This window comes from Allorhizocola rhizosphaerae, assembly GCF_003426775.1.
Taxonomy (GTDB): domain Bacteria; phylum Actinomycetota; class Actinomycetes; order Mycobacteriales; family Micromonosporaceae; genus Allorhizocola; species Allorhizocola rhizosphaerae.
In genome coordinates, this window is record NZ_QJUG01000050.1 from 13,341 (window position 1) to 37,714 (window position 24,374).

The following is a 24,374-nucleotide window of genomic DNA, read 5'->3' on the forward strand; positions in this document are numbered from 1 at the left end:
TGCCGAGACTGGGTGGACATGGCCGCGCTCCTAGTGACCTGGAGTCAGACAATCGGTAACTCGAAAGTCCTGATTGGATTATCCGGAGGTCACCATCAATCCATCCGCAACTTCGCGCCGACATCAGTGAGGTCGGCTTTACGCCGTTCGCAGTCGGGCATCGCTCGTTCGACGGTGACCCAGAAGGCGTGCGTGTGCTGCGGATGCATGATGTAGGCCGGCTCGTGGACGAGCACGTAGTCAATGAGCGCTGGTGAGAGTCGAAGAGTCCCCCAATAAATGTTGAGCCGACCGTGCTTGTTTGCCTCGCCTGACCGAACCGCCTGCCTCGGCATCGTCAAGCGCCCGCGTTCTGGGCGGACGGTTCCTTGCCGGTCGGTGCGAGCTGGGCGGGTCAGATGTGAGAGGGTGGGGGTGTGAACCGGCTCGGTAGTGCGACCTCGCCCTACCTTCTCCAGCATGCTGACAACCCCGTGGACTGGTGGGAGTGGGGGGAGGAGGCGTTCGCGGAGGCTCGGCGGCGGGACGTCCCAGTGTTGATCTCAGTGGGATATGCGGCCTGTCATTGGTAACATTTGGGACATTTGTGATCTGCAAAGTGTAGCGGTATCGCTATAGCTTGCAGCCGTGCCAAGGGCCGCTAGCGTCCGATCTCTTGCCCGCATCGCTGAGGATCAGTGGGGCCTGTTCACCCGAAGCAAGCCGAGTCAACGGGTATGGCCTGGACCACGTTGGCTCGTCTGGCCAAGCAAGGCACCGTCGAGCGCGTGGCCCGCAGCGTCTACCAGCTGAGCGACACCTTGGCTCACAAGCATCCCGAGGTTCGGCCGCCTGGCTACAGCTGGCGCCAGACACGACGATCCGGGATCGCACATCGAGCACGATGTGGTCGGCTGCAGCGATCAATGACCTTCGCATCCGGTCAGGCGATACCCACCAGTTCTCTTTGCCGGCGCGGGGCGGCAGATGATGCGAACTTGCTTCGGTATCTATGTAACCTGTCCTGGCCAGCATGAGCGCGGTGAGATCCTTGCAGGAGACGTGTGATGTCTAACGCGGATGTTGTTGTTTTGGTACCGGGAATCATGGGCACGTCCCTTCTGGACAAGGACGGAAAGGAGCTGTGGGGCGTAGGAGCTGGTGCGATATGGAGAGCCGCTTCTTCACTTGGACGGTCTGTGACGTCGCTGAGGCTCCCGGATCAAGTCGGTGATGACGACCCCCAGGATGGCGTGACCCCCGGGCGAGTTCTTGGCGATATTCACCTAATTCCTCAGATCTGGACGATCTCAATCGGATACGACCGTTTGATCACTCACCTCGTGAGGCGGCACGGGCTAACGCCGGCGTGCATCAAGGAACCGCCAGGAGCGGCGAACCTACTTGTGTTTGGCTACGACTGGCGCCTGTCCAATCGGTTGAATGCGCGCCGGCTAAAACAAGTAGTGGAGCCGTTTTTGCTGCGGTGGCGCGAGCGAAGTGGCAACGAGGGCGCAAGGATTGTTTTTGTTTGCCATTCTATGGGCGGATTGATCGCCAGATGGTATGCCGATGTCGACGGCGGCGCTGGGCTTGTCAGGAAGATCATCACGATCGGCACGCCACACCGAGGTTCGGCGAAGGCGCTGCAGCAGCTTAGCCGACCAATAGTTGACTGGCTTGGGCCGGTCAGTGAGCGTCTGCTTCGGCTTGCGCAGAGTCTCCCGTCGCTTTACCAACTTTTGCCGGAGTATGCCTTCATCGACAAGGGAGGCACACTGTTGAAGGCCAGCGAACTGGTGGTTCCTGAGCTGGCGTCTAATCGCGTACGTGATGCAGCTACGTTTCATTCGCAGCTAAACAGTTCTGCGCGAACCGACCCACAATTTGATCTTTATCCGATCGTGGGGATAAACCAGCCTACTGTGACGACGGTCGTCGCCAACGAGAGTGTCCCCTGGTCGGCGCTGAGGACGATTGAAGGTGCTGACGAGGGAGGAGATGGCACCGTTCCCCGGCTTGCGGCCAGGCCGGTGGGTCTTCGGGGAGACAGCCCTGTGCTGAGCTATGTGGGGGAGACACATGGTGCGCTGCAGGGGAACCGGGCCGTCCTAGACCAAATTGACGGTATTCTCACAGGCAGTCCTGTGGAGCGGCGTCTTAGCTCGGTAAGGATCGGGGTTTCGGTGTCCGAATGGTTGCCGGCGGGCGCTGAGTTCGAGGTCGCTGCGGAGGCTTCCGATGCGTCAAGGGTGCTGGCCGTTCAGGTCGTGGATTCAGCCGGGCGATCAATCGGGGCGCCTCACATGATGAAGCATTTGGGTGGTGGGAATTTTGCTGCTCGTCTACACGGGCTTTCACCCGGGGAGTATCTGCTTCGGACAGGGTGGCGCAGGCCGGATGGGTTGCTAGCCGACGTCGTCACAGCAGCTGTTGCGGTCTTCGAGCATTAGCAGTTGCTGCGGCCTGGGTCAGCTTCTCCAGTTCATGCGATCGATAAGCCGCTGGATATCAACCTTCAATGGTTCGTCTTCTGGCAGTTGCTCCATCATCGCCTGCAGCCGCTGCAGCGCTTGCCCTGAATCCTCGCGGCGGTTCAGGGCTTGGTAGGCGAAGGTGAGGAGGGCCAGAGCGTAGAATGTCGCTGCGTCGACTGGCCGCTTTGCCTGAACAAGTGGTTCCAGGAGCGTAAGCGCTTGATCGTAGATGCCCTCGTTCATCCACGTCACGGCGATGTTAAGAGCCGACCACAGGAACTCAGCTTGTTCAGATCCGACCGCGTTACTTAGCCTTTCCAGGCATTCTGAGACGAAGGAGACCGCTGCGTCTGTCTGCCCTTGTCTGATGAGGATTCCAGCGATGGCCTGGCCGGCAGTCGATAGCCCTGCCGCACCTTCGAGTGCGTTGGTTCTGGAGAGCGTCGATGACAGCTCGTATGCCAGCCGGTGGTACTGCATCGCTGCGGCGTAGTTCCCCAGACGTTCCTGTAGATCTCCAGCTGTCGATGCAGCAGACCTGAGGCCGGTTAGGTATGCAGCACCACGGCTGCGATACAGGCGCAGCAATTTTTCGACGGCCGATGCTGCCGGTTCCAGCGCTTCGCTTACCCTGCCAGCTTGCGCGAGGTAATAGGCCAACAAACTTTCTGCCCTGGCGATAGCTGCATCATTGTCAGGACTGCTTCTTAGGTTGGTCAACGCCATGGCCATGGCAGATTGCGCCGCGTCACTTTCGCCCACAGCCGCGTACGCCAGCGCCATGGTTTCGGCTGCAGCCAGCCAGGCTTGTGGGTCCTCAACCCACACCGAGTGCTGGATGGCGATTTCGTGTTGCTCGGCGGCTGTTGCCAGTGCATCGTGAAAACGGCCTATGTCGGCCAACACCACGGTGAGGTTGTTAAGCGTCCGCATAAGCGGTCGGGTGTAGCGGCTTGCGTCTTGACTAGCGAGCTGCCGGTAGATGAGCGCGGCCTCCGAGAGCGTTTCCACGGTCTCTGAATGCATGCCGAGCCGGCGAAGAACGCCAGCCTGATTGCCGAGTGCGCGAGCGAGTTGGTCCGACAGGTCCAGCCGTCGAGGGGATGCCGTATGAAGTTGCCGTCGAAGATCGACTACCTCGCCAGCGTCAGCAAGCGCCGCTTCGAGCTGGCCAACGTCTGAAAGACGCTGTGAGTGCACATACAGTGCGGTGGCAAGTTCGTTTGCGGCGATATTCGGTTCCCTAGCGTGCAACAGGCGGAACAGATCGACCGCTTCGGCCGCGGCCGTCAACGCATATGTCGCCTGTCCTTGACGGGCCAGGCTGTTGGACAACGCAACGAGGGCAGCAGCCAGCTCCTTTTGGTAGAGATCTGGTACCTCTCGGACAAGCTCACGGCAGATGGCCACAGCCTCAACATTTGCTTCGTGCGCTGCGGAGAACCGCCCGAGAGCGGATAGCTCCGGAGAAAGGCTCGTCAGCGCGGATGCAAGGTGTTTCAAGTAGTACGGGTTCGAAGCAGCTAGAGTGTGGTAGAGGTCGACTGCTTCTTCTGTGGTTGTGGCACTGCGAGTGAGCTCACCAGCCTCAAACATCATGGTGCCAAGGGTGACAAGGCACGCCGCCAGACCGGGCTGGTGGAGGTCGTTGTCCTGCTCAGCTAGGAGCCTCCAATGTCTAAGGGAGTCGTGTGCCGTCTCTAGCGCCTGATTCTTCTCGCCCACTCGATCGTACGACTGGGCCAGCCCAAGTAGGGCGTTGGCCAGCTGAGGCTCATACGCTGTCGTATCCTGTTGCGATAGCGTTCGATAGAGAGCCACACATTCCGCGGCGCTTGCGAGTCCCGTATCGAAGTCGCCCATCCCGGCGCTGGCAATACTGTGAACGTTGAGCGCCGCCGCAAGGTGACTTCGCAGCTCAACGTGTGCAAGAGCGATCTGCCTAAACAGAGCAACGGCGCTGGCAGACAAATGAAGGCCGCGCTCAAACTGAGCCGTCTCAATGCATTGGACAGCGAGATCGCTCTGTGCGGCCGCGAACATCGGCCCGAAGATGTCTGGATCCTCGCCGGCCTGAGTAGCAAAGGCTTCTCGGATGTCGGGGCCAAGCCGCTGAAGGTGAGCTGCCCCGTGCCGCAGCAGATAAGGGTTGATGGTTTGGCTGCTGTCACCGGTGTTCAGCTGCGTCAGCAACATCATGCACAGGGTGTCATCTGCTGCCCGGACCCTGGCGTGGTCCTGTGTAAAGTAACCCACAAGTTCCTGGTGAAACAGCCTGTAGACGGCGTGGCCCGCGTCACCGGCCTCGATTATGTAACGCCCAAAAGCCCGCAGGACCCGCTCCACATCGGCCTCGTTGTATGTTTGGCCCGCAGACACAGCGCTAGCGAGCGCCGGCCAAATTTCTCTTAGCGGCAGTCCCTTCCCAAACGAACAAGCCAGAGCCGTAAGACAGTCATTCGCAGCGGCAAGGCCACCCGCTTGTTCAGAAAGGGTGACGATGTCTCGGCGAAACGCGTCGGAAACTGAGTGTTCGAGTTTTGCTTGCCAACCGCTTTCACTGGTATCGATGGGTGTGGCCCGAAGCTGGCTTGTTACCAGCCTGGCCAAGAGGAACCCGCCATTAGTTTGTGGCATGGCGGGCTACCTCTCTGGCGATCGTGGCCGGATCGGTGTTCCCGGTGCCTTGCAGACGTCGCAGAACGTACTCCTCGATCGCCGCGGTGTCATCGTCGAGGTCCAGGTCCATCGTCGTTCCGAAGGATTGCAGCGCGTCCACGATGGTCGGTCTAGGATGGGCACCGGTGGTGGCACGCACCGGTGATCTTCTGGTGCCAACGATCACTCGGCATTTGGCCGATAGAGGAATGATCAGTTCTTCGACGATACGTGGCAGGTCGGCAGGGCGGGCTTCGTCGACAGCATCCACAATCACGGCAGGCACGCGGCCCGACCTGGTAAGAGCATCCAGTATCGAATACACACTCGTAAACGGTGTTTGAAGCTGGCGGCCCAGCTGCGCCAGAACACTGTCGTGGTCCATGCCCCGCACTACGGCTACCGCCTCGACGCTTCCCTCGCCCGGATCCGGATCGTCCGCCGATAGCGGCGCATTAGCCATGATATTGGCTCGCTCCAGGGGATTTGACAACGATGCGATGCGTCCGACGACGGCGGACTTCCCGGATCCAGGCGCACCGGTGACGATCATCAAACCTGGTTCTGATCTCTTGAGCCATCGGACGATGCCCGATAGTACGGCTCGCCGACCGGTGAAGTACCAGCCCTGCTCACCGGCCGAAACTCCGCGCGCTGCCTCCAGGAGCTGTTCTACAAGCGTCTCGGGTGCCGATGCGTTGAACCGCGGGTTCCGGAATATGGGCCTCGCGAATCCGAATTGGCTGAACCAAGTTGTTGGTCATCGTGGACCCACTCATCGTTGACCGCCTGGACCAGTTCATCGGCCCGTATGTCCTGATTGTGGACGCTCCATCGAAGCCTGAATTCGTCGCCATGTGGGCCAGTCGTCAGTATTCGCTCCATTGCTTCAGCAAATCGTCCGCCGATAGCGGTCCCGAAGCTTTGAGCGGTTGCCACCACACCTACCCAGACTCCTGCAGGCTGAGAAGGAGCCATTTGGGCGGCCATCTCGATCGCCTCGACAACTGCCGCACCCGAAAAGCAAGCGTCAATAAGCACAATTATTTGCGTTGCCCCGGTCAAGATGGCGCGCTCGACCAGCGCGCCAGGCCGCTGCGTCTCGTCCTGCGCGGCGTGCGCACTGGTGTCGCTTAAAATGAGCCGGAGATCATCCTGCCCGGCGAAGACCCCGTGGCCGGCCCAGTAGATCACCAATGCGTCGGAATGGCCTGGGTCGAGCGGGTGTAGGCATCCTGTCACATGGCCCGCCCGCGGGTTCATCAATATGCGCGAATGAAAGCCTTGGCCCGTAAGGACGGCGGTCATGCGCTCGACGTCGATCTTCGCTTGCTCTAGCGTGGCGTATTCAGGGCAGTCATACTCAACGACTCCAACCCCGACGTAAGTCCCGCCCGTCATCCACGCGTCCATTCCCGATAGGTGACACTGCAATTCAAGCAGCATCACGCCCAGTTGCCACGGCGACCACACTTTGGCGTAAGAAATCCGACATCGTCGCCAGGTTGGTCCGACGAGTGGGTCGCGCCGAGGTCCAAGTCGCCAGATCACGCGCGTTGTAAAGTCCGCTCTGCCGAACCACCCGCCTCGGTCACGTTGCTCGACAGCCTGGGGAACGGTTCACCATCGCGCCGATGTATCTCCCAGCGCACCGCTGGAGGCTCAGCGAGGTCTTATTACCGCCGTGGCTGTGGCCGACCCACCAGCCGTGGCCTGCCTGGTCATGATCGCCCTTCTGGTGATCGGTGTCGTCCGGTGGATCATCATCGGTCGGGACCAGGCGGCCACCGCAGTCACATTCACTACCGCCCTCCGCCGCAACCCTGCAGATCCCGTAGCATTGCCGCCAAGGGCGACCACCCGCGACCATTAAAAAAGCCGCGTAGGGGAAGGTTGGAGGTATGAACCGGCTCGGTAGTGCGACCTCGCCCTACCTCCTCCAGCACGCGAACAATCCTGTGGATTGGTGGCAGTGGGGAGGTGATGCCTTTTCGGAAGCCAAGCGGCGGGACGTCCCAGTTGGGGACCCTCACCGTACAGCGGAGATCTCCCAATGTGGGGCGCCCGTGGTCCTTCGCTGGCTCTGCTCGCCGCATCTGCTGCCACGTCCTCGCACCAGTTCGCTATGCGGCGGAGGCGGCGCTGGCGACCGCGCGGACAGTTAGACTGCCGCTGCCCGACCACGAGGTACTGCGCGCTGGTGGCAGAGCTACCCAGGTTGTAGGGTGCGCCGACGACAAGCCCCGCGGCCGGAAACGGTTGCTGCTGCGCACGCTGATCTGCGATATGACCCCTCGCCAGCGGGTCACTATGGCAACCAGGCGCGTGATCGGAGTCGGTCTGCGGACCCTGGCAAGGGACCCCTCAAGTCCAGCCGCTCGATCGCTAAACACGTTGATGTGAGTAGGGGCCGGCGACAGTCGTGGACGTGATCAGCTTAAATCCCGGTGCGGCAAGGAGCCTGGCCGATGCCCGGTCGAGCGGCCAAGCTCCTTGCCCTCGATGCGGCAGTCTTGTCATAGATGGCTGCCAACACAACAGCTGTGTTACATGCTTTACCAGGTGACGTGGTTGGATTCGACACCGCGGCCGGTGCCCCAATGATCTGGGTGGTTGCGCGGAGTAGTAGAGGGTGCTGTCGCCAGCTCTGCCGTCGCTGCCGATAGTGAAGGTCTGGTTCCAGAATCCGCCCGGATCGACCGAGTCGCGGCACGTCACCGTGACGCTGGACCCCGCCGCGAATCCCGACAGAGTGACGGAGTACCACCAACGACCGGCCGTGGCATCGGGCGGGAGGCGATCGCGACCGACTCGAATGCGACCAGGGAAGGACCGGCAGTGCGGTGAACGCGATGAACGGCAGCGGAGCGCTGGATAGGCCAACATGCGGAGAACGGCGGGTCGATTCCGATTAGGGCACGTGACTTGATGGCGGTCCGTGATTGGCAGCTGGCCCGCTAAGGGTTGGCCTGCCCAGCCGGTACTCGGAGGGCGCGGCGCTTTTGACGCCGGATGTCCCAGATGCCCAAACTCAGGAGAGCGGTCAGTGGTATGCCGTAGCAGAGGATGGCGCCGATCGGGTTGCCAAGGCTCTGCTCCCATTTGCCAGCAATGGTTGTACCGCCAGTGATGATGGTGCCAAGTGCCAGGAAGCTGATGAGCATCCACAGCAAGGTTCGGCCGATGACTGTCCAGATGAATCGCGCCCGGCCAGGCGGGTGCTGCTTTGCTGCTGTTGGCGAGGGCGTGGGTGAATGGTGAGGTTGCACGGTGGCGAGGACCTGGGGCGGCGGTTTAGTGTCCGCCTTTGGTGAGGGCGGCGGGAGCCCGCATGCGGCACTAATGACCTCCCGTAGGTGGATGAACGCTTGGTTCGCCTTCTTCGGCACCGATACCGAATCCGGGTCGTACATGTGCGGCCGGCCTTTGTGTGGCCCATGCTGCTGAATTGGTGCTGGCATCTTTCCACGCCGGATAAATTGGATGTAGCCGTGGTAGAAGGTGGTGCCCGGTTTGAAATCTATGCGGATGATTTCACCTATGTGGATTGATTCTGTCCCGTTGGCCTTGGGGCCCCAACCATTCATGGCTACGTAAACCCACTCGCCATCGAATGAGACAGTGCCAAGCGCGCCCTTCGCCGTAAGTGGAAGGATGGATGGTGCCTGGTGCGCCCTCGGCGCCGGCGGAGGCGGAGGCGGAGGCGTCGACTCCACGTAGGATATGGGTGTTTCCGCGATCACGATTCTGCCCTCGCCAGTTCGTAGCTTGCGTGGGCGTTGTGGCGATGGGCTTTCCAGCACATGTTGGTACACAAAGTCGTAGAGTTCATCGATGGTGATCTGGCCGTCGCCGTCGTGATCCGCGGCGCCAGTCGCGATGCCTCGAATGACACCATTGGTGAAGTAGGAGCGGAATCCATCACCGCGTTCCCTCAGATCTTCAAAGCTGTACTCGGTGTCGCCTGACGCGGTGAGCACGGCGAGTCCGTTACCCTCAGGAATGTCACGAACCAGGGTGTTGACGTTGACCTGGTCGTGCCCCCGTGCCTGCATGGTACGCAGGAACGAACCGCTGAAGCAGCAGTCAATCAGTACAACGGTTCGCCGTGATCTGCTTGCCTGGATCCTCATGCGGACGAACTCAGCCGACAGCGAGGTGGAGGCGAGAAGGTGGGGCTGTGTGTCCGCGAAGGCGAAGTGCAGCTCGCCGTTGGCGTTCTGGATGCCGTGGCAGGACAGATACAGCAGGTGCAGGTCGGTTGACCTCGTGTTGGCGAAGAACGTCTCGATCGCTTGCTGTGCCTGCGCCGAGGTGCAGTCGATCTGGGCCGTGACATCGTATGGGACGCCGGGTAGCCGGGTGAGCGTGTCTGCCAGGGAACGGGTGTCGTTGGAGGCGGCCCGCAGTGGCGGCAATGACGGGTCCTTGTAGGTGCCGCACGCCAACATCAGCGCCTTGCGGGAGGACATGTTCACAGCCGTCATGCCCCGGAACGGGTCTGGTCGAGAAATGCCTGCACTAATGCGTCTCGCTGTTCACGGGTTACCCGGCCGGAGATCCTGTTCCCACCAATCTCGATCTCCACGTCGGTTGGCTGACGCTGCAGCCAGGAGGCGATTATGTCGAACAAAGCAGTCGCCGCGATCGGCGCGATCGACACCGCGAGTGCACCGAGAGCCAGCGCCTCACCGGACTTTGCCCCCTGCGGCGCCGGCTCAGCATTATGAAGTGGGGAGACGTCGTCCACACCAGAGTCGATCAGTTCCCTGCGAAGTCTGCGGGTAAGATCGGCGACTCCGGAATCGTCCATATCGGGACAGCGGATCAACAGCTGAAGTGAAGACGTCTTGTTCACACACTCACACCCAAAATTTTGATCGATAACTGCCACAGCTGGGCATAGAGCCTAGACGGACGGGCTCGCGTCCGGCATTACCTATCCACGCATATCGCGATGGCTAGCCAGTCAACTAAACGACAGACTGCCCAGCTGATCAAAGCTGCCGAGACCACCCGCACTCCTGTCGGTACAGCTGATCCGTCGCGTCGTAGACCATCACCGTGGACTGGCCCGATTCGGCAACCCGCACCGGACAATGATCAGCGCGAGCGAAGCGAAGCGCGCCGCGATCGTCTTGCGTCTCACCAACCAACGGCGAGCGGACAACTTCCGCAGCCTCGCCGGCGCTCTGCGATCTCTATTACGCGGCCTTATGAGTTTTCCTCACCCGGCTTGGCGAGGAGGCCACCGCCATGAGCCGCGGCCTTCCACGCTTGGCACAGCTATGGGATGCGCGAGAAAGAGGACTTAGAAGCTCACGTTGCACTGCACAAGCGGCTCGAACGTCTTGGCTTTTGTTAGGAGAAATTGAGGTTCCCCCGGTTTTCCGGAGTGGTGTCTTTCTGACGGGAATGGGCTCGGCGGGGATCATATCGGCCATTGGTTCATTGGTATCTTTGTGTACCAGGCGGTCTCGTACTCGTCCGGGGACAGCCAGCCGAGCTCCTTCTGGATCAGTTGTCGGTTGTACCAGCCGTCCACATACGCGAAGATCGCTTTCCCGGCCTCATCCCTTGTGTCGCGCAGGTTGCCGCGATCGACAAGGAGCGCCTAACCGGATCGACTTTCGCCGCTGGACGGCGATGAATCAGGTGCCGAGTATTGCGGCTGGTCGCCGTGGTTGTCCAGCAGTGCAGTCATGTCTTCGGCTGGCGTGCCGACCGGGGCCATGACAAGCCTCGCAAGTTTAACTTCGGCGGTGGTCCGCGGGCTGACGCGGGCGGTGAACAGTTCGGGTTCGAGGCCGAGCAGGCCGCGGGCTTGCGCGGCTCGCACCAGGTTGAGGGTCGCGATGCAGGCGACGGCGGCTATGGTGATGAGTCCGGCCGCTCCTTGGTAGCGGTAGTCGAGGTTGTGACCAGCAGCTCGGGTAGTGACGTCGTCGGCGTGTACGAGGTCGCCGTAGATCCATGCGTAGGCAAGCTTCTTGTCATTGACGGCAGCGCCTAGCTCACCGCCGACCTCGCCAGTCTGTGATCGGTAGGCGAGCAGATCAGGGCTGTCGCGGTCGAGTTTGGCCCACTCTGCGCGTAGGCCCACGGCTGCGTCGGCGAGTTCAGGGTCGGTAGCGACGCGATGGTCGATGGCGTCGAGGACCTTGGCGTAGTAGAGGCGTTCGGTCTTGAGGAGTAGGGGCCTCATCCTGGCGGCGAGTGATTCGAGCGCTTCCTCGGGTGGCAGGTCCCAGCGGGCGATGCCTTGGCCGTTGTCGTCGACCTGGACATGGATTTGTTGGCTTGACCAGCGAAGGAGGCTCTGCTTGTCTGCGGCCAGGGAGTGGGACTCGATCCGCCGGGCGCGTGTGATGAAGGCACGGATGGTGTCGAGGTCGGCGTCCGCTGGTGGCGTTGCTTGGGTGGTCACGAGGTCCCCCGCTATCCGATCTTTTTAGGGATTTGTCCGCATTGTATAGAGCATCGACATACTGGGCCAAACGGATTTGGAGTCGACGAACGAGACGTTTTCTCAGGTCGAACTCGACGGCAGGATCCAGGTAGGCCGTCACCTCCTCGGTGACCTACGCCTCGCGTCATAGGGCTGACGTTGACGCTCATCGGTCATCAATGTGGCTGGCTGATACTTGGGTAGGGTGCACCGGCTAGTTGAACTTTCCGGTCGAGTCGACGGTAACTGAGTTCTGTTGCATGTCATGGAAAACCTGTTTGACTGCCCATGACGCGGCGAAAGGCTTGATCTCCGAGTCTTTGCCGGTGAGTTGATGCATCAGCGCTACCCGGACCAGCAGCAAGGCAATGCGTCCGGTGAAGTAGGTATGCATTGGGTCAGGAAAGTCGCCCTTGTCGGCGTGTTTAACGGTGTTGTAGACCTCGGCCATCGCCCTGGCCGCGTCGGCATCGCTGCTGGAGATTCCGGAAAAGTCGATGCAGGAGTGCATGATGGCACGGTAAAAGTACGTGGCGGTGGTCGGACGGTTTCCCCCCGCGTGGGTTTGCTCCTCTCCCGCCATCCGTCCCAGGCGTCCACCAAGTGCCTCGATGCTCATAGATGCGTTGAGTACCTTGTCTTGCGCGAACGTCTGGGCACGCCGCAACACGCTGGCCGTTGGCAGGATGACCCGTTTCCAGTTGTCGTACTCACGCGCCCACTTCGTGAGTAACGCGGGCGGTAACTGACCATGACCCAGCACATGGTCCCACTCGGTCGCAGCCGCGGGCAGGAGATGCTCAGTCACGGTGGACCAGCTCAGCAGCTGATGGTCTTCGACTCCGTGAATGTCCCCATTCAATCCCAGGGCAGGAAAGCAGCGGTCGCGGATGTGGTGTTGATGGAAATGTCCGCCGGTACCCAGGTTGATGGTTACCAGGTCGCGGAACTTTCGCTGCTCTGCCAGGTGTTGCGCGACCGGGCGGGGCGTCCGGAACCTACTCTGGAGGATGACCCGGTCATCGAGGTAGATGCCTCTGCCGCCTGGCTGATCGTGGCGCCAGTCGGTGGTAAGCGACATACGCGCTTCGCCTTGCAGCCATGTCATGCCGTCTCGTGGCTCGACGGTGTAGACGACCCGGCGCTTTCGGCGGCCGAGATCACCGGGAACCATTTCGGACTCCCACTGCACCGACGTCATGCCAGTCCAATCCGCCAGACCATCGATGACAGAACTCAACGACGTCACGATCAGCGGCTCATCTATCGCACCCGCGCGTTCATGCAAGACCGCCTCGCCGGCCCTGATCCGGCCAACGCCGACATAGGTTCCATCGCTGAATCGCGAGAATCGGCAATTGAACAGCGATACATTCAAGGAATCGCTGCGGAATAAAAGGTTCTCGGGAGGTTTGCGTTCCCTGAACCAACGGGTCGCCGCCGCGAATTGTGGCCGGTTGACCATGAGCGGAACCTCGGCCATCACCCCGAACTTCGCGTCGAGCCACAGCTGTGCCGGCACATACGGCGCATGCTCATCCTCGGTATGGATGAGTACACCGACGAGCTTCTCTCCGGGCTTGAGTACCTTCGCCATGAACACTCCTCACCTGTCGTGCCGGTGCTGCCCCCGGGTTGAAGCTCATTGCCGCCACGGAAAGATGTCGTCAGCGTTTGCTGCGCCGCTGGGTACGCCGCGACTTCAGCGGCTTGTTGTACTCGGCAGCGAAAGGAAATCCGGGCGCGTGTACCTGCATCAGGGGGCCGTCGGGTGGCATGTCTGGCACCACCACCCGCGTGTTCCGGATGCGCGAAGATCAGCTGGTAGGCGTGGTGCATCACGTAGTGGTTGACCAGCTCGGCGAAATCAGCCGGGGCCGCGAACTTCAACGGCAGTGGCGACGGTTCCCGAGCCAGGATCAGTAGCAGGCGCGGGTTCAGCGGGAACCAGACCTCGTCGGCGTCGGCCACGCCGTAGCCGCGGTGCGGGCTCGGGTTCTGCTTGTACAACAGCACCGGCTCATCACAGGTAATCAGCGCTGGTGTGCTGAATTCGGCCAGGTACCAGTAACGACGCATCAGCCGTTTGAAGATCTCAAACGACAACGAGCCGAGCATCCGGAGGTGCTCGTTGGGATCGGGAACGAACTCGTACTCCTCAAGGTTCGCGACCATCTCCTCCATCTGCGCGATGCCCTCATCGGTTACCTCACCTGCCCGGTCGGTCAGCAAACGCTCGATGCCTTCACGGTCCAGGCCAGACACCTGAACCTTCGCCAGGAAATCCGTATGCTGCTCGATCTCCCGGCGGTGCCGTTTGCCCCGGACCTTCTGGAACGCCATCAGCGTCGCGATGGCCTGCTTGTCATCCGGCGGAGGCGGGAACACCCCGAACACCGGATGGTTAATCCGTCCGATCGCGCTGGCAGCTGCTGCTTCCAGCTGGCCCAGCGCCTGCTCCAGATGACCGGCAGGCTTTCCTTCAAGGTCGATGTAGGTGTAGAAGTCGGTCTCCGCGCCGATATTCTTCGGGCGAGCCGGGTACCGGCGCCCGCTCGGCTTCTCGATTACCAAGACGTTGTGGTCCGAGTCCACCCAGTTCTCCATATAGAAACGTGGCACTGTGTGATGCAGGGCGCCGACATACTGATTCGGATCACCCGGAAACGGCCAATCATCTACGGCAATCATCTACGGCAATCATGTGGTTCCAATCCTCAACCGCTTTATCTTCGACACAACAACAGCACGGGCTGCGGGGTCATCAACCTCCGATACCAAGAACTGCCGCTATGCGACGTCCACATCGGGCAAGAAAACAACGGTAGCGGCACCCCACGACATGTGTCTGCCAATATCGGCGCCATCAGACCCGGTACCCGCTGGCTTGGTCCGGCTGATGTTCACCAGTTCAAGTTGCCGGTGCGGCGGCAGACCCGGCGCGCTGATGTCAGGCTTTAGCGGGCGACCCTGTCCGATCGCGACTGTGGCCAGAGTGGGCGTTCACACAACGGGATCATCATCTCGCCACTCGTAGTGCCCCAAGACGAGGCCAACGCCGCTGGACTTGCGGTGAGTTACAGGCTGCCCGGCATCTGGATTACCACCGGTTCCGCCCGCGGTCTCGGGGCGCAACCACCGGCATTCCAAAGAACCCTTGGAAGAAGGGCGATGGGTTCGCTTCCATCGAGGTCGGGTCCCCGCAGAATCCTCCGGCCAACGAAGATCTGGGGGCAGACGGACTGCGCTCGTTGTCAAAGCCCCCGCGCTGCTCGCCTGCGCCGAAGGATTCGAGTCCGTCGTTTCTGGCTACTGGCAAGAAGTCAAGACGCCGTAAGCTTCTGGCCTCGTGCGAGGTTCCCCGTTCGGCAAGGAGTCTGACACGACGGAACCGCAGGATAGATCTCAGCTTTACCGGCTGACCGGAGACCCTGTGATGTCAAAGTAAACCCTGATCGGAAGCAAACAAGCGGCCCGGCACGTCTTTGGGATCCGGGCCTCTGTGTGTTTCCGCTACCGCGAGCCAAACGCGACCATGGGAAGTTCCGGGAACTCGACCTCGACAACCACGTCCCAGGGGTCATGACCGCTCGCGTGGCACAGGCAACGAAACTTGACGGTGCCTCCAATGGGGCCGTCACTGGTCGCATGGTGAACGACCTCCAGCTCCCACGATGCCTCCCGGGACAGGCGACCGGTCTCGGCGCTAGACACGGCATCCCGGGTTCGGTGGTCGTAGAAGCCCTCGATGACCTTCTCGTGGTGGCGGTGCGGAGGGATCAGGCTGACGTCAATCCGCTCGAGGTCAATCCCTCCGCGGTTGGTCAGTCTCACCCTCGTCCGCTCCTCCCCGTTGCCCGCCTCCACGTATTCGCGTCCGCCAATCATCACGGATCTTGGTGCGCTTGCCTCAAGGTACACGCCGGTGATGGTCGGCGTCAGGTCCCGATGCAGCCGGCGGCGCTCCAATCCGACCGCCTCTTTGGCATGGCGCGCCTGGCTGCGCGCGTACCAGGCGCTGAAGATCGCGCCGGCGGCCGAGACGAGCGAGATGGCGAAGGCGATCCAGGCAACCATGCCCGAGATATTGGCATACCGCGTCTACGGCTCGTCGATCATCTCGTCGAGCACGTGGTCGCGCTCCAAGACCTCGGCGACCTGCCACACGTAGCGGTACGCGCCGACTCGGTGGTCGGCTCGTCCGGCGAGCGGATCGACCACCTTTCGCTTGTCGGCGGTGGCTGCTGGCGAGCTCGATTCGTGCGTGAAATGCCCGTCCCTGCCTCAGTTTGAGGCAAAGAGCGCTGCTGTCCAAGCCTGATGGAAGTAGCAAACGATGGTGACTCTAGTTCGAGTTGCCCCCTTTTCATGAATAGTGGCCGGTAATTGTGGAATTGGGCTAGACTTTCGATCCAAAGTCGTGTATTACACCATAAATGCCTTCGATCGTGCTTAAGCGTCGTGGGAACCAGACCTACTACTACCTGGTGGAGTCCGCCCGAGTGGATGGCAAGCCGCGCATCGTTTCCCAGCAGTAACTGGGCAGCGTCGAGGAGGTGACGGCCAAGCTGTCCGGTGGTGAGGGCGCAGAGCCGGTTCGCAGCCAGCACAAGCGGTTCGGTGATGTGGCGGCGGTGTGGTCGGTGCTGTCCGATCTGGACGCGGCCGGCATCGTCGACGATGTTGTGCCTCGGTATGAAGCCTGACGGGATCTTTGATTCCTCGCCGCAACGCCCCTGCTACCGCAGTACTTGGATGGGAAATTGGCGAAGGGTAGCGTACGCGTAACACATGATCAAGATTGAAGGTCGCCGTGGTTAGGGCTCTTTGGACCGATGCCCCGTCCCGGTCACGTGATCGTCGGAGCGGCCGGCGGTGAGTCGCTGCTCCGACGGCTTGGCCGCTTGGAGAATGGTCAAATGCAGCAACAGGTCTCCCGTGATCATCACACCGTGCCGAAGCTCTATCTCAGGGGCTTCGCGGACAAGCGCGGAGAGCTTCGGTCGCGTCATCGTGACGGTCATGAAGACGTCCTGACGATCAAGCAAGCCACCGTGGAGGTCGACTTCTACGACGTTGGTGAGGCGAACCTGCTCGACGACACACTCGAGCGCTGGTTCGGGCGGGAAATCGAGTCGGCCGTCGGTGACGTTATGCACAACCTCAGGAAGGGGGCATTGCCCGCGCCGGGACCGGAGACGGAAGCGCTGGCGGCCTTCGTCGCTATCCAGATGGTCCGGACGATCACCTTCCGGCGGCAGTTGCAGCAGATGAGTTCGCGCATTGGACCACTCATCTTCGCGAATATGGTTCTCGACCGTGCGCTCCAGCGAGACCCATCACTCCGTGCCAGCCGGGATCTCGCTAGGTGGCACGCCAGCATCGCTGAGGTGGCTCCGTCGGAGACTAAGCAGTCCGATACAAAGTCGATCATGAGGAACATGGTGCGGGCCGCCGATACGCTCAAATCTCAGCTGCAAGCCATGAGCTTCCTGCTGAGCACCTCGGCTGACCCAAAGCTGGTCACAGGCGACTCTCCGGTGGTTGCCTTCGATGATCAAAGTGATCTTCCGTTCACGCCGATCCCTCTACCTGACACGTACGAGATCTACCTGCCGGTTACGCCGAAGGTCCTGCTCACGGTCACACCTTTGCCGATCTTGGGATCCTCGAATGGTCTGAGTCGGGAGCATGCCGACCTAGTCAACAAGGCGATCGGGCGAACCTGCTCGGACGTGGTGCTGCGCTCACCGGGCATGGACTGGCCGGCCGATCTCATTCTCCTACCGGAGCCGACGCCGCTTCGCTCGCCGCTCGTCACCGTCACGCGCGGCGGCGGCGCGCCGGCGAGTCAGCGGAGCTGGCCTACCGTCATCCACTCCGAGTTCGAAAAAGCGCTCAAAATCCTCGGCGGCGATCCCGTCCTTGCGGACCACGCCAGTCCGGAGGCTGAACCCGGGGGCCAGACAGTTCGCCAGTGATCCGCTCGCGGATGCGTGGGTGATGTCGGCGGCGCGGCGCGGACCGGAGTGTGGGAGGGTGGAGTTATGAACCGACTCGGTAGCGCGACCTCGCCCTACCTCCTCCAGCACGCCTCCAATCCTGTGGATTGGTGGCAATGGGGAGGTGATGCCTTTTCGGAAGCCAAGCGGCGGGACGTCCCAGTGTTGATCTCAGTGGGATATGCGTCCTGCCACTGGTTACATTCCGAACTTGTCATTGGTGACATTTAGGACATTTGTGATCTGCAAAGTGTAGCGATGTCGCTATAGTCTGCAACGTCGCTAGAGTGAGCAGCCGTGCCAAGGGCTGCCACCATCCGATCACTTGCCGACATCGCCGAGGACCAGTGGGGTTTGTTCACCCGCCAGCAGGCCGAATCAACCGGCATGGCCTGGACCACGCTGGCTCGTGCGGCCAAGCACGGCATCGCCGAGCGGGTGACCCATGGTGTGTACCGCCTGCGCGGCACCCCAGCCGACGAACATCGTGCGACGCGGGCCGCCTGGTTACAGCTGGCACCGGACATCATGGTCTGGGATCGCAGCATTGGACAGGGCGTTGCCTGCCGATGGACTGCTGCGGCAATCTACGGTCTCGGTTCCAACCGGCTTTGGTCGGCCGGTGTTCACCAGTTCACCTTGCCGGTGCGGCGGCAGACCAGACGCGCTGATGTCCGGCTTTACCGGGCAGTTCTGTCCGACCGCGACTGCGCCAGGGTGGGCGGGCTGCTGGTCACCAGACCGGGCCGCATCATCTCCGACCTGCTGCACGACGGCGAAGACCTCGCCATCGTCGCTCAACTCGTCGCTGATGCTCTGCGGGAAGCGAAAACCTCCGCCCAGGATATGGCCGCCGCGATCGCATCACACGCAGCGTGGTTCGGGTTCGCCGAGCACGATGGACAGTCGCTGCTGGATTGGCTTCTGCACCAAGCGCCACAGCGGCAGCCGCAGCGATCCTGGCCGTCCTCTATGGACAGTGGAAAGTGTGAGGCTACTTCAACCGGACAGCATTACCTCCTGGTGCACACGGCCGAGTCCAACCTAGACGATCGGAAGCGCACGACAATTCGCCTGACCACGGTCATGCGAGAAGGCCCGCCACGACGAGCCACCCGGCGACAGCAACCGTCTCGATCGAGCTGATCCGACGCATATCGGGGCGGCAAACGCTTCGCCTCGGTTGAGGAACGGTCACCGGATGGCTTGAGGCCAGCATCGCTGCGCTATGTGATCCTTTGTCTTCGCGTTCTAGGAAACCCGTCACCTGCCGAGTTTGGTCATGCTGCTCCGCATCATCAGCGCGGTTCGCACTGACGAATGCTGCGCAACCACCGATGTATCCGGCTGGAAGCGAGACATTCGACCACTCGAGGATGCTCCGGCAGACCGATTTCCGTCGTAGTGCCGGTCTCGTACAGTGCCGCCATGGGGCTGACTGAGTCCGTGTCCGATGTGCTGCGTCCTCGACTGCTGACGATCCCCGACTACCAGCGTGGCTACGCTTGGGAGCGCGAGCACGTCGACGACTTTCTCGATGACCTTCGCTTGCTTCAACCAGGCAAGAGCCACTACACGGGTACGATTGTCCTGCTTGGTGGCGGACAACCTCTGGTCGACGACGAGTCGAATGCCCTTGCCCACGCTGACATCGTTGACGGACAACAGCGACTGACCACGATCTGCCTCCTGTTAAACGAATTACGGCGCGCATTCCTATCAGTTGGCGATGACGCAGCAGCTCACGGTCTTCGGCGACAGTTTCTGGTGATCTCCAAGAACGGCGTACCCCAGAACAAACTCCAAGTTGGTTCCGACGCACGCCCTGTTCGGGATGCTCTCCTCAACGACGGCCCGGACGTGAGCCCTGAGACGCTTTCGGCTGAACGACTCCTTATGGCCGCGCGCCAGATGCGCTCCCATGTGAGGACGCTCGTTGAAGGCGCCTCAGATCCCGTAGCTGTACTCCGCGATCTTCGTGACCGGATAATCACCGGGTTGCACTTCACCCTATACACGCTCGACCAGCAAGCAGAGGTCGGCGTGATCTTCGAGACGCTCAACGACCGCGGCAAGCCTCTGACCGAACTCGAAAAGGTCAAAAACTACTTATTGTTTCTAGCGGCTCGTCTCCCGGCTGCGCAGCAAGCCGCTTTGGCCAAGCGCATCAATGACGCCTGGACTCTTGTCTACCGGCTTCTCCTGGAGGTCGCCCGAGTATCGCCAGCCGGCGAAGACCAATTCCTACGCGCGCATTGGCTCGCCACAGTAGATCCAGTACCGACCAAGTGGGCTGGCACGAAGTCGATCAAGTCGCGGTTCCCGCGGGACAAGTATGTGGAAAGTCCCGATATGCTGATTGTTGACATCGGGAATTATGTCGACTCGCTGGCTCGCGCTGCTCGCGCCTTTGCTGACTCGCTTCGACCCGATCTGCAGGCATTTCATTCCTTCGGCCCAACCAACGCTCATGCAGCCCGAGCACTACATGACCGGCTCTCCAGGGCCGGAACGGTGGCCGTATTCCAGCCGCTGATGATTGCCCTGCGCGAGCGCTGGCCGAACGACGGTGGCGCGTATGTGCGAATATTTGATCTCTGCGAGCGGTTCGCCGTTCGGACCTATGTGATTGGCGGCTATCGTGCCGATGCCGGGCAGACCCGCCTGTACCGCTTGGCGCACGAGGTTTACTGTGGAGTGCGGGATTCGTCCATGCTCGAGGCGGCCTTGCGCAAACTGGTTCACGAGTATGCCAACGACAGTTATGTCCGTCAGGAACTTCTGGATACCGAGTACAACTGGTACCGCTGGCCCCACCTAAGGTTCTTCCTCTACGAGTATGAAATACACCTACTCACGGGGGCGATGCCAGACATCGGCTACGGCTACTTCGGCAAGAGTAAGCGTGAGAAGACCGTGGAGCACGTGCTGCCGCAGACGGCGACGTCACGCTACTGGAGACAGCGGTTCACCAAGGAACAACGCCGTACCTACATCCACGCACTCGGCAATCTCGTGCTCACACGGGACAACAGCTCATACTCCAATAAGGACTTTCCGGATAAGCGAGGCTCCTCCGGTCCCAGCGTGTCTAGCAGCACCTGCTATGCGCAGGCCCCCCTGCAACAAGAACAGGAGCTGGCGCTGCTCGACGAATGGACACCAGAAACCATACTTGCTCGTCAAGAGCGACTAGCTGACTGGGCGCTGGAACGTTGGTCAGTCGACTTTTCGGACCTAGAGGACGAAGGATCAGTCGAGCCCGAGCGGGACCTAGCGGAGGACGAGCCAGACGAACCCAACATCGAACTACTGGTGATGCCGGGGTAGGCAAGGGCATATCGTAACCCGTTGGCCAACGCTCTACTTCGCCCAAGCAGGCCAACCAAGGAAGCCGCCAACTGGCAGGCCCGACGACCAACCCCCCGGTGGCCACTGGTCCATCGCCCCGCTGCAACAGGATGGGAAAGCGATCTCCGGCTCCACCATTGAGATCGCTTTCTCGATCAGAGCTCGAATCGGAAGACCTCGTCTCCGCCGGCCAACCTCCAGCGAACGATGTGGAGGTCGTTGACTTGGAGACCGGCTGGCAGAGAGTGGCGCTGGACTGGATTCTTGGACGTCGTAGGGCATTGCCAGGTTTACAAAACCCGGACTTTGGTCTACAGGACCCGTTCCACGGGGGTCCAGTCACTTACAGTCTATCGTGAGAGGACGCTGGCAATGGCCACCGCAGAGAGCGACCGCGAAGGATCCCCGGAACGAGATGACTTCTCGGATTCTGGGCTCGATGAAGCCACGGAATCCGAAGATCGACCCAGGGCACTAGCAATAGGTCGCGGGCTCGCCGGCGCGTCCGTTGCCGGTCTTATTGAACTTTTCGTGCCAGGTTCAGGGATTCTAGGCGCAGCATTGGGGGGCGGCGCGGCTGCGGCCCTTGAGGTCGGGCTGAGGCGCAGGCAAGACGCAATTGTAGATCGATCCAAGACTCTGGTTGAGAGCTTGGCGCTTCGCCTTGGCGTGAGCCAGACAGAGCTGCTGGAGCAACTGTCGGACGACGAGGCCGCGTTCTCCCTATTCCTTACGTTTCTTCGACTTGCCGAGCGCGAGCGCGAACAATGGACCGTTGCCCGCGGGTGCGAGGTGTTTGCCACCGCCGCGAATGACGCCAGAATCATCGATCATGCCGAGCTGGTCCTCGAAGTGCTGGCGAAGTTGCGACCGTTGGAGACGCGACTGCTGCGAGTGCTGGCAGGTCGCGGTTCCCGTCCACCAGCCGAGATCGGCGACGAAGGCGAGTTGGAGCGAGATCGAGCATCGTTGCCCACTGTCGACACACGATGTGGCGACAGCGTCATATCCTTCAAGTCGATCCGGGACTGGAGGGAATCGTCGACGGGCTGATCGGGAGCCTCGTAACGCTCGGCATCGTTCGCCACTCCGACCAGACCGGCTGGGTCCAATTGACGCGCTTTGGCTGGACATGCGTGAAAGGCTATGAATCATTTCGATCTGGAGACGGGGTCGAGATGATCCAAGTTGATCAATCGCGTTTTGGTCCGATGTTGCCGGCAGTAAGCTTTCACTTCGGACTACAGTCAGAGGAAAGCGTCGGAGCAGTCGTTATCGAAGGCGACTCGTTCACCGACGAAATCGCCCGCGAAGCAATCCGTGCTTTCCTCGAACACGGTGGATGGGACATCCAGCAAGCTGATACTGCCGCGAGATCTTCGAATCTTCGACTTCTGCCAATCCTGTTAGCGGGTTCGTCGCGGGCCGTTGACACTCATGTGTGCAATGCTGAGCATGCTATGAAAAAGGGCTGCAAAACGAGGCGAGTGACATGGGCCAAGAACCTGCAGATTTCCCCCGATGATCCTTTTATGGTGACCTCATACGAAGCTGACAACGCCAGTGGCGACGAGCAATCTGAAGAGTGATTGAAGGCAAGGTAGCCAACTCCTGCCAATGCGGCGCCACCATGCGGGATAAGCAGGAGCACGATAGATCGCTTGCTGGGAGATCCTAATAGACTCAGCATTGAGCGTTCACCCCAGGTTCGGCGCTTGCTGCCCAGCGTCCGAACGGACCTGACCGCGGACCAGGTGGGCGGCACGCGAGCAGTTGATCACAGCCGTCCGGTCGTCGGTGGCGTGATCGTTCGCGGGCTGCCCGAAGCGATCCTTCCCGAGATCGCCCACATGGATTGCTGCGACGAGCGCGTTTGGCGGTGTCTTGTTGTGGGTCCCTGAGCGCCAACCGCCAACGACATAGTGATCAGCGCGAACGAAGCGAGCGATGATCCGTTCCGCAAGGGACGCCCTCTGTCCGCAGAGCGCGAGGCTGGTTGCGATGATCACGTGGCTGGGATGTGCAGCCGGCCCGGCACTGGCCACGCCGTGCGATCCACGTCTCGGATCTGCCAGGCAAATTGCCAGGCGCAGCTTTACGGCATCCTTCCGCCAGCAGTGCTGGCAATGCCTATTACGCCTTTGGCGTCGGCGTCTGCGGGCCCCTCGAGTCGGTCCGGCAGCCCCAGTTCGTTCCGAAGTAGTTGGACAGTCGCGTAGCGCAGCCTGCGGACCGTGTAGCCAAACTCGATCGGTGGGTCGTCGGCCAACTCCCCAAACCTAAATCCCGCGCCAAATTCCGGCTCGATCCCGTGAAGGACTCCTTCGTGGGCGGTGTCTGATCGGCGTCCGTAGACCAGGTTTCCAAGTTCCTTGGCCCGGTCGGCGTTCATGACTCTCGCCAGGGCGTCGCGGAATCGCGCTGCCGCGCCGATTACGTTGCGACAGCCGTTGCAGTTGTCGCAACCCTTGCATCGGGGCAGTTTCTTGTAACCCCGGTTGCCGATTGCCTCAATGACCGCCACGCATCCAAGCAGCGCGTACGAGTCGTGGCCGCCGCTATCCAGCAAGAGACTCTCATGGAAGGCCACGATCAAGTCAGCAATACGCCTCTCTGTAAGGAGCTTTCCCCAGGCAGCCTCGATGCTGGCTGGAAAGGACAGCGGAATTGGTTCGGGCGAGTTCTCCTCGCGCCGCATCTCCTCGGGAAGGAAATACGTGTACTCCGGCAGCGTCGGCGCCTCAGTGATCGGTTGACCATCCGCAACACGAGTCACGTAGCTCGGACCGGAGCGCAATACCCAAGTACGTCCCGAGATGAGCGATAACAGCGAGCAAAGGATCCTGAGATTGCGGGCGGCTTCTCTCATCGCGACATGGGCAGCGTAGCCGGTGCTCACACCATGGGCATGAACAAGGAACGTTCGTGCGGTCGTAGAGGACGCTATCGAGCGGCCTGCTCTGGGTTCAATAAACGCCGTTCTTGCAGGGAGTAGCCTTATGCCGCCTACGGTACGTTCGTCGACCATCCGTATCGGTGGGGATATACGGGCATCTGGGTCCTCGCCTATCACCGCCCACCAGGGATAACTCTTCTTTTCTCCGAGCTGCCGTACCGCGTGATCAATGGCATCAACCCATGTCGCGACATCTGCATCGTTGCGCTCGCCTCGACCGAGTACGTGGCAGATTGGTCGATTGTTTGTGGAGCGGGTGATGAGGAGTGATGTGGTCATCCGCCCACCGGAGGGCGTGTAGAGATAGCCGCCGCCCTCCTGGCTATGCATTTGGTATCCGGAGGATTCGGCCACGTCGGCCAGGTGTGCGAACACGTGGCCGCGCCACTCATCTCCATCGCTTCCAAGATCGACGCCGATACCTTCCGGGAAGAGCTCCTCGATCCACTCAAAGTCATCTAACTTTGCCACACAGCAATCATGGCATGATGACCCTCACCGAC

The 24,374-nt window shown here is 61.0% G+C and carries 20 protein-coding genes and 3 pseudogenes; 11 read left to right on the top strand and 12 right to left on the bottom strand.

The window, feature by feature from the left end; all coding sequences use genetic code 11:
* Positions 1-95: 95 nt before the first annotated feature.
* On the bottom strand, positions 96-461 hold the full coding sequence (locus DM816_RS13180) for a YgjP-like metallopeptidase domain-containing protein (RefSeq protein ID WP_117210506.1): 366 nt from the start codon (positions 459-461) through the stop codon (positions 96-98).
* On the opposite strand from DM816_RS13180, the pseudogene DM816_RS13185 reads away from it, so the two are divergent.
* From DM816_RS13185 to DM816_RS13190, 3 genes and pseudogenes are all read left to right on the top strand, one after another.
* Positions 417-569: pseudogene (locus DM816_RS13185) on the top strand (DUF255 domain-containing protein); the annotation flags it as partial. The gene DM816_RS13180 and the pseudogene DM816_RS13185 overlap by 45 nt on opposite strands.
* Positions 570-677: 108 nt before the next feature.
* Complete coding sequence (locus DM816_RS45770; RefSeq protein ID WP_425455238.1) at positions 678-1,016, top strand: type IV toxin-antitoxin system AbiEi family antitoxin domain-containing protein; 339 nt, start codon at positions 678-680, stop codon at positions 1,014-1,016.
* A 30-nt stretch (positions 1,017-1,046) separates the two neighbouring features.
* Positions 1,047-2,432 carry an alpha/beta hydrolase gene (locus tag DM816_RS13190; protein ID WP_117210507.1) on the top strand — a complete coding sequence of 462 codons (1,386 nt, stop codon included), beginning with the start codon at positions 1,047-1,049 and terminating at the stop codon, positions 2,430-2,432.
* Between the two features lie 18 nt (positions 2,433-2,450).
* Here the strand turns inward: DM816_RS13190 and DM816_RS13195 are convergent, their stop codons facing one another.
* From DM816_RS13195 to DM816_RS13205, 3 genes are all read right to left on the bottom strand, one after another.
* Positions 2,451-5,093, bottom strand: a complete 2,643-nt coding sequence (locus tag DM816_RS13195; protein ID WP_162907402.1) for a hypothetical protein — start codon at positions 5,091-5,093, stop codon at positions 2,451-2,453.
* Positions 5,080-5,667 (bottom strand): P-loop NTPase family protein, encoded by a 588-nt coding sequence (locus tag DM816_RS42475; protein WP_162907403.1) that lies wholly within the window; start codon positions 5,665-5,667, stop codon positions 5,080-5,082. The genes DM816_RS13195 and DM816_RS42475 overlap by 14 nt, the downstream gene beginning before the upstream one ends.
* 119 nt (positions 5,668-5,786) lie before the next feature.
* Complete coding sequence (locus DM816_RS13205; protein ID WP_246001928.1) at positions 5,787-6,560, bottom strand: caspase family protein; 774 nt, start codon at positions 6,558-6,560, stop codon at positions 5,787-5,789.
* A 455-nt stretch (positions 6,561-7,015) separates the two neighbouring features.
* Here DM816_RS13205 and DM816_RS13210 point away from each other — a divergent pair.
* Positions 7,016-7,135: pseudogene (locus DM816_RS13210) on the top strand (DUF255 domain-containing protein); the annotation flags it as partial.
* Between the two features lie 936 nt (positions 7,136-8,071).
* Here DM816_RS13210 and DM816_RS13215 read toward each other — a convergent pair.
* The 6 genes from DM816_RS13215 to DM816_RS13240 form a co-directional block, all read right to left on the bottom strand.
* A complete protein-coding gene (locus tag DM816_RS13215) occupies positions 8,072-9,586 on the bottom strand; it encodes a caspase, EACC1-associated type (protein ID WP_162907405.1) in 1,515 nt (504 codons plus the stop codon).
* Positions 9,587-9,597: 11 nt separating this feature from the next.
* A complete protein-coding gene (locus DM816_RS13220; RefSeq protein ID WP_117210512.1) occupies positions 9,598-9,972 on the bottom strand; it encodes an effector-associated constant component EACC1 in 375 nt (124 codons plus the stop codon).
* 756 nt (positions 9,973-10,728) lie between these two features.
* Positions 10,729-11,541, bottom strand: a complete 813-nt coding sequence (locus DM816_RS13225; protein WP_117210513.1) for a hypothetical protein — start codon at positions 11,539-11,541, stop codon at positions 10,729-10,731.
* Between the two features lie 235 nt (positions 11,542-11,776).
* Complete coding sequence (locus DM816_RS13230; RefSeq protein WP_162907406.1) at positions 11,777-13,159, bottom strand: ApeA N-terminal domain 1-containing protein; 1,383 nt, start codon at positions 13,157-13,159, stop codon at positions 11,777-11,779.
* Positions 13,045-14,253, bottom strand: coding sequence for a DUF4238 domain-containing protein (locus tag DM816_RS13235; protein ID WP_117210515.1), 1,209 nt, complete (start codon positions 14,251-14,253; stop codon positions 13,045-13,047). The genes DM816_RS13230 and DM816_RS13235 overlap by 115 nt, the downstream gene beginning before the upstream one ends.
* An 822-nt stretch (positions 14,254-15,075) precedes the next feature.
* A complete protein-coding gene (locus DM816_RS13240; RefSeq protein ID WP_117210516.1) occupies positions 15,076-15,639 on the bottom strand; it encodes a hypothetical protein in 564 nt (187 codons plus the stop codon).
* Positions 15,640-16,118: 479 nt separating this feature from the next.
* Here DM816_RS13240 and DM816_RS43730 point away from each other — a divergent pair, with 479 nt between their 5' ends.
* From DM816_RS43730 to DM816_RS42480, 7 genes and pseudogenes are all read left to right on the top strand, one after another.
* A complete protein-coding gene (locus DM816_RS43730) occupies positions 16,119-16,268 on the top strand; it encodes a hypothetical protein (protein WP_211588676.1) in 150 nt (49 codons plus the stop codon).
* Positions 16,269-16,481: 213 nt separating this feature from the next.
* Positions 16,482-17,543, top strand: coding sequence for a DUF4238 domain-containing protein (locus tag DM816_RS13250; protein WP_162907407.1), 1,062 nt, complete (start codon positions 16,482-16,484; stop codon positions 17,541-17,543).
* Between the two features lie 66 nt (positions 17,544-17,609).
* Positions 17,610-17,768, top strand: a pseudogene (locus DM816_RS13255) (DUF255 domain-containing protein); the annotation flags it as partial.
* Positions 17,769-17,861: 93 nt separating this feature from the next.
* On the top strand, positions 17,862-18,710 hold the full coding sequence (locus DM816_RS13260) for a type IV toxin-antitoxin system AbiEi family antitoxin domain-containing protein (RefSeq protein ID WP_117210518.1): 849 nt from the start codon (positions 17,862-17,864) through the stop codon (positions 18,708-18,710).
* Positions 18,711-18,992: 282 nt separating this feature from the next.
* Positions 18,993-20,894: a DUF262 domain-containing protein gene (locus DM816_RS13265; RefSeq protein ID WP_162907408.1), complete on the top strand. Its 1,902-nt coding sequence runs from the start codon at positions 18,993-18,995 to the stop codon at positions 20,892-20,894.
* A 672-nt stretch (positions 20,895-21,566) separates the two neighbouring features.
* Complete coding sequence (locus DM816_RS13270) at positions 21,567-21,968, top strand: hypothetical protein (RefSeq protein WP_162907409.1); 402 nt, start codon at positions 21,567-21,569, stop codon at positions 21,966-21,968.
* Positions 21,905-22,504 (top strand): hypothetical protein, encoded by a 600-nt coding sequence (locus DM816_RS42480; RefSeq protein ID WP_162907410.1) that lies wholly within the window; start codon positions 21,905-21,907, stop codon positions 22,502-22,504. Before DM816_RS13270 ends, DM816_RS42480 begins: the two co-directional genes overlap by 64 nt.
* 108 nt (positions 22,505-22,612) lie before the next feature.
* Here DM816_RS42480 and DM816_RS13275 read toward each other — a convergent pair whose 3' ends face one another.
* Both DM816_RS13275 and DM816_RS42485 read right to left on the bottom strand, forming a co-directional pair.
* Positions 22,613-22,924, bottom strand: coding sequence for a hypothetical protein (locus DM816_RS13275; RefSeq protein ID WP_162907411.1), 312 nt, complete (start codon positions 22,922-22,924; stop codon positions 22,613-22,615).
* Between the two features lie 86 nt (positions 22,925-23,010).
* Positions 23,011-24,342, bottom strand: a complete 1,332-nt coding sequence (locus DM816_RS42485; RefSeq protein WP_162907412.1) for a hypothetical protein — start codon at positions 24,340-24,342, stop codon at positions 23,011-23,013.
* Positions 24,343-24,374 lie beyond the last annotated feature (32 nt).